The sequence below is a fragment of the Devosia epidermidihirudinis genome (genome assembly GCF_000971295.1).
Taxonomy (GTDB): domain Bacteria; phylum Pseudomonadota; class Alphaproteobacteria; order Rhizobiales; family Devosiaceae; genus Devosia; species Devosia epidermidihirudinis.
Genome location: NZ_LANJ01000010.1, coordinates 1 through 4,339, shown reverse-complemented (window position 1 = coordinate 4,339; position 4,339 = coordinate 1). Strand labels below are relative to the sequence as shown.

Sequence of the window (4,339 nt, the reverse complement as noted above, 5' to 3'; positions counted from 1 at the left end):
CCACCTTCCCCGTTCTATCGTCACCACCCGGACAAGCCGGGTGGTGACGATAGAACGGGGAAGGTGGGCAGGGGATTCGGTGGGCGCTCTGTTCCCCCCGCAATCGTCATCACCGGGCTTGTCCCGGTGATCCACCTTTCTGCGACCGTGCAATGACAGCGGTGGCAGGCCAAATGCCGCCAATGCTTGACTCCTCCGCCCTGTCTCGGTATCACCCGGCCACCTATTCGGGCTTTGTCCCATTAGGCGCACCCGGGATCTCCTAAATTATTGGGGTCTGTCGGTCATCCCTCGGGATGGCAGAGGAGGGCGCGATCCATTCAACTATGAAGAAGGATACGCGATGTCGAAGCGTCATTCAGCCAAGTACAAAATCGATCGCCGTCTTGGCGAAAACATCTGGGGTCGTCCAAAGTCCCCACTGAACGCCCGTGCATATGGCCCAGGCCAGCATGGTCAGCGCCGCAAGGGCAAGCTCTCGGACTACGGTCTGCAGCTCCGCGCCAAGCAGAAGCTCAAGGGCTACTACGGCACCATCACTGAAAAGGCGTTCAAGCGTCTTTACAATGAAGCCGCTCGCGTTAAGGGCGACACCGGCGAGAACCTGATCGGCCTGCTCGAGAGCCGTCTGGACGCGATCGTGTATCGTGCGAAGTTCGTGACCACCGTGTTCGCTGCGCGCCAGTTCGTGTCGCACGGCCACATCCTGGTCAACGGCAAGCGCGTCAACATTCCGTCCTACCTGGTCAAGGTTGGCGACAAGGTTGAAGTCCGCGACCGCTCCAAGCAGCTGACTGTGCTGCTCGAAGCCGTGCAGCTCGCTGAGCGCGACGTTCCAGACTATGTGGAAGTCGACCACAACAAGATGACCGCCACTTTCGCCCGCGTTCCATCGCTGTCGGACGTGCCATATCCGGTTCAGATGGAACCAAACCTGGTCGTCGAATTCTACTCGCGTTAATCGCTGTAGAAGCCAAGAATTTGAAAAGGCCGCTCTTCGGAGCGGCCTTTTTGTTTATCCGGACAAGAAAATCCTGGGTTAAATTTTGGTAAGGCGAAGTTTCGCTCTTGCCTCCGCCGCATTTACTTGTGACGCCAGTGTGACGGGCCGGTTTGGGGCCTGAGGCCTTGGAGGGCCGTCATGATCAAGTCATTCTTTGCAACGCGTCGTTGGGCTGCTTGGGCCTATATTGGCGGCGCATTTCTGATCGCGTCGATCTATCTTCAGGTGCAGATGACGGTGCTGCTGAATAAGTGGTACAATGTCTTCTACACGATGCTGCAGGAAGCCAGCTCGCACAACGTCTCCGAATTCTGGGCGATGATCTTCCAGCCCGAAATGGCGCCGCATAATTTCCTCGGCTTCATCACGCTGCCGATGCCATCCAGCTTCCTGTGGATCGCGCTGCCCTATGTGGTTCTGGCCACGCTCACCAGCTACGTGACGCGCCTCTATGGTTTCCGTTGGCGGCAAGCCATTACCGAGAACTACATTCCGCGCTGGCGCCATGTGGAAGTGGAAATCGAAGGCTCCTCCCAGCGTATCCAGGAAGACGCGATGCGTTTCGCCTCGATCGTGGAAAGTCTGGGGCTGGCGATTGCCCGCGCTGTCATGACCCTGATCGCTTTCATCCCGATCTTGTGGTCTTTGAGTAGCCAGGTCGATCTGCCGATCCTGCGCGATATTCCCGGCTCGCTGGTCTGGGCCTCGGTGATCATCACCGTCGGCGGCATGGTGATTTCGTGGTTTGTCGGTTGGTTTCTGCCAGGGCTGGAATACAACAATCAGAAGGTTGAGGCGGCGTTCCGTAAGGAGCTGGTGCTGGGCGAAGATGACAAGATCAACCACGCCCAACCGGAGACGCTGTTCTCGCTGTTTTCCGGCATTCGCTTCAACTATCATCGCCTCTATCTGCACTATGGCTATTTCGATCTGTGGTCGAACCTCTATGGGCAGGTGACGAGCCTCGCGCCGCTTCTGATGGTTGGTCCAGGCATGTTCACCGGCGCGGTGACGTTCGGCCTGCTCAATCAGATCAGTGACGCCTATGGCCGTGTGAACGGCGCTTTTGGACTGATCCTCAACAACTGGACCACGCTGACCGAGCTGCGCTCGATCTGGAAGCGTCTGCACGAGTTCGAGGCCAATCTTGATGCCTTCGACACCGGCCATGACGTCGGTGAAGCCGTCGAGGCATCGCCTCTGCCAGCGGAATAGAATTTTCGCCACGCTTGCTATAGGAGGGGCGCACAGGTCGCCCCTCTTGCTGTTTGATTGGACGTTTCGCGATGGATAGTGCGGTTCTCGATATGGACGCGGTCGATGAGGCCGGCTCCGGCGCCCATCCCATCTATGCCAATGCGCCGCACACGGTTGAGTTCAACAAACTGCGCAAGCGACTGATCCGCAATGTGCGCGAGGCCATCGAAAAGTTCGGCATGGTGCGGCCGGGCGAGAAGTGGCTGGTGGCGCTGTCGGGCGGCAAGGACAGCTATGGGCTGCTGGCCCTGCTGCTCGATCTCAAATGGCGCGGATTGCTGCCGGTTGAGCTGGTGGCCTGCAATCTCGATCAGGGCCAGCCCAATTTCCCCAAGCATATCCTGCCGGCGTTTCTGGAAGGCCTCGGCATTCCGCATCGCATCGAGTACCGCGACACCTATTCCATCGTCACCGAGAAGCTGCCAGCCGGCGCGACCTATTGCTCGCTCTGCTCGCGCCTACGCCGGGGCAATCTCTACCGCATCGCGCGGGAGGAGGGCTGCACCGCGCTGGTGCTCGGCCATCACCGCGACGACAGCCTCGAAACCTTCTTCATGAACCTCTTCCACGGCGGCAAGCTCGCGGCCATGCCGCCGCGCCTGCTCAATGACGAAGGCACTGTGGAAGTCCTGCGCCCGCTGATCTTCTGCGCAGAGGACGACCTGCAGAAGTTCTCCGACGCCATGGCCTTCCCGATCATCCCCTGTGATCTCTGCGGCAGCCAGGATGGCCTCGAACGCAACGCCATGAAGGCCATGCTGACCGATATCGAAAAGCGCATGCCCGGTCGCAAGGACGTCATGATCCGCGCGCTAGGGAACATCAATCCCAGCCATATGCTGGATACCAAGCTGTTTGATTTTTCTGCGCTATTCGACAAGAGGACGACGCCGTGACCTTTGATGTAATGGACCTTGCCAACATCCTGCGCGACGCCGCGCGCGCCGAAGCCCTACCGCGCTTCCGCCGCCTCGACGCCTCCATGGTCCATGTCAAAACCGAAGCCATCGACCTCGTCACCGAGGCCGATGTCGCGACGGAAAACGTCATCAAGGCCCGTATCGCCGACTGGATGCCAGACGCGCTGTTCGTAGGCGAAGAATCGGTCGCCGCCGATCCGGCGCTGCTGACCGCTTTGGCCACTGCCGATCTCGCGGTGGTCGTCGATCCCATCGATGGTACCGCCAATTATGCAGCTGGCCTACCGCTCTTTGCCACCATGGCGTCGGTCGTCTCCAAGGGCGAAACCGTCGCTGGCATCATCTACGATCCGATGGGCGACGACTGGTTCATCGCCGAAAAGGGCGCTGGTGCCTTCCTCCGCCGTCCCGACGGCGAAGCGGTCAAGCTCAAGGTAGCCGACGCGCTGCCGCTCGATCAGATGGTAGGCACATCGTCGGTCGCCTACATGCCGGCTGAAAGCCGGGTCGAGGTGCTGACCAATTTTGCCAAGGTGCGGATGGTCGCCAATTACCGCGTCGCCGGCCACGAATATCGCGCCTTCGCTTCCGGCCACACCCAGTTCGTCTGCTTCAACAAGCTGATGCCATGGGATCACTTGGCCGGCACCCTGATCTCCCAGGAAGCAGGCGCCTACGCCGCCCGCCTCGACGGCCATCCCTATCTCCCCAGCCACGTCTCCGGCGGCCTGCTGGTGACGCCAGACAAAGCCAGCTGGGACCTGCTGCGCCGTGAGGTGTTTACGTTTTAGGGGCAGGGGCGGGACGCGAACTCCGCATTCCCCACAGTGTCATTCCCGCAAAAGCGGGAATCTCTCTTTCGAGCGCACGCACTCTCCACCCCACCAGCCGTCACCCTCGGGCCTGACCCGAGGGCTCTTCACTTGCTGAGCGCCTAACAAACACCCTCGGGTCAAGCCCGAGGGTGACGAGCTGTGTTTGGGGCAACGCCACCCACAAATCCATCAGTCGACTTTCCCTCCCCCTTGTGGGGAGGGAAGCGAGATAGGACTTAGCGCCAACTAAGTCCGTCCATCGAGCAGGGTGGGGGTATGTCCCCGCATACGCGATGGTGGAAAAAATCCCCCCCACCCTAGATCCCTCCCCACAAGGGGGAGGG

Annotated in this window: 4 protein-coding genes; all 4 read left to right on the top strand. The window is 60.1% G+C overall.

Going from position 1 to position 4,339, the window contains the following annotated elements; genetic code table 11:
* The first annotated feature begins 343 nt into the window (after positions 1 to 343).
* The 4 genes from rpsD (at position 344) to WH87_RS02990 (ending at position 3,971) form a co-directional block, all read left to right on the top strand.
* The gene (rpsD, locus tag WH87_RS03005; protein WP_046140623.1) at positions 344 to 961 is read left to right on the top strand and encodes a 30S ribosomal protein S4; all 618 of its coding nucleotides are present in this window, start codon (positions 344 to 346) and stop codon (positions 959 to 961) included.
* Between the two features lie 180 nt (positions 962 to 1,141).
* On the top strand, positions 1,142 to 2,218 hold the full coding sequence (locus WH87_RS03000) for a putative transporter (RefSeq protein WP_046140624.1): 1,077 nt from the start codon (positions 1,142 to 1,144) through the stop codon (positions 2,216 to 2,218).
* Between the two features lie 92 nt (positions 2,219 to 2,310).
* Positions 2,311 to 3,156: a tRNA 2-thiocytidine(32) synthetase TtcA gene (gene ttcA, locus WH87_RS02995; RefSeq protein WP_197410712.1), complete on the top strand. Its 846-nt coding sequence runs from the start codon at positions 2,311 to 2,313 to the stop codon at positions 3,154 to 3,156.
* An 11-nt stretch (positions 3,157 to 3,167) separates the two neighbouring features.
* Positions 3,168 to 3,971, top strand: coding sequence for an inositol monophosphatase family protein (locus WH87_RS02990; protein WP_046140626.1), 804 nt, complete (start codon positions 3,168 to 3,170; stop codon positions 3,969 to 3,971).
* Positions 3,972 to 4,339: the final 368 nt, after the last annotated feature.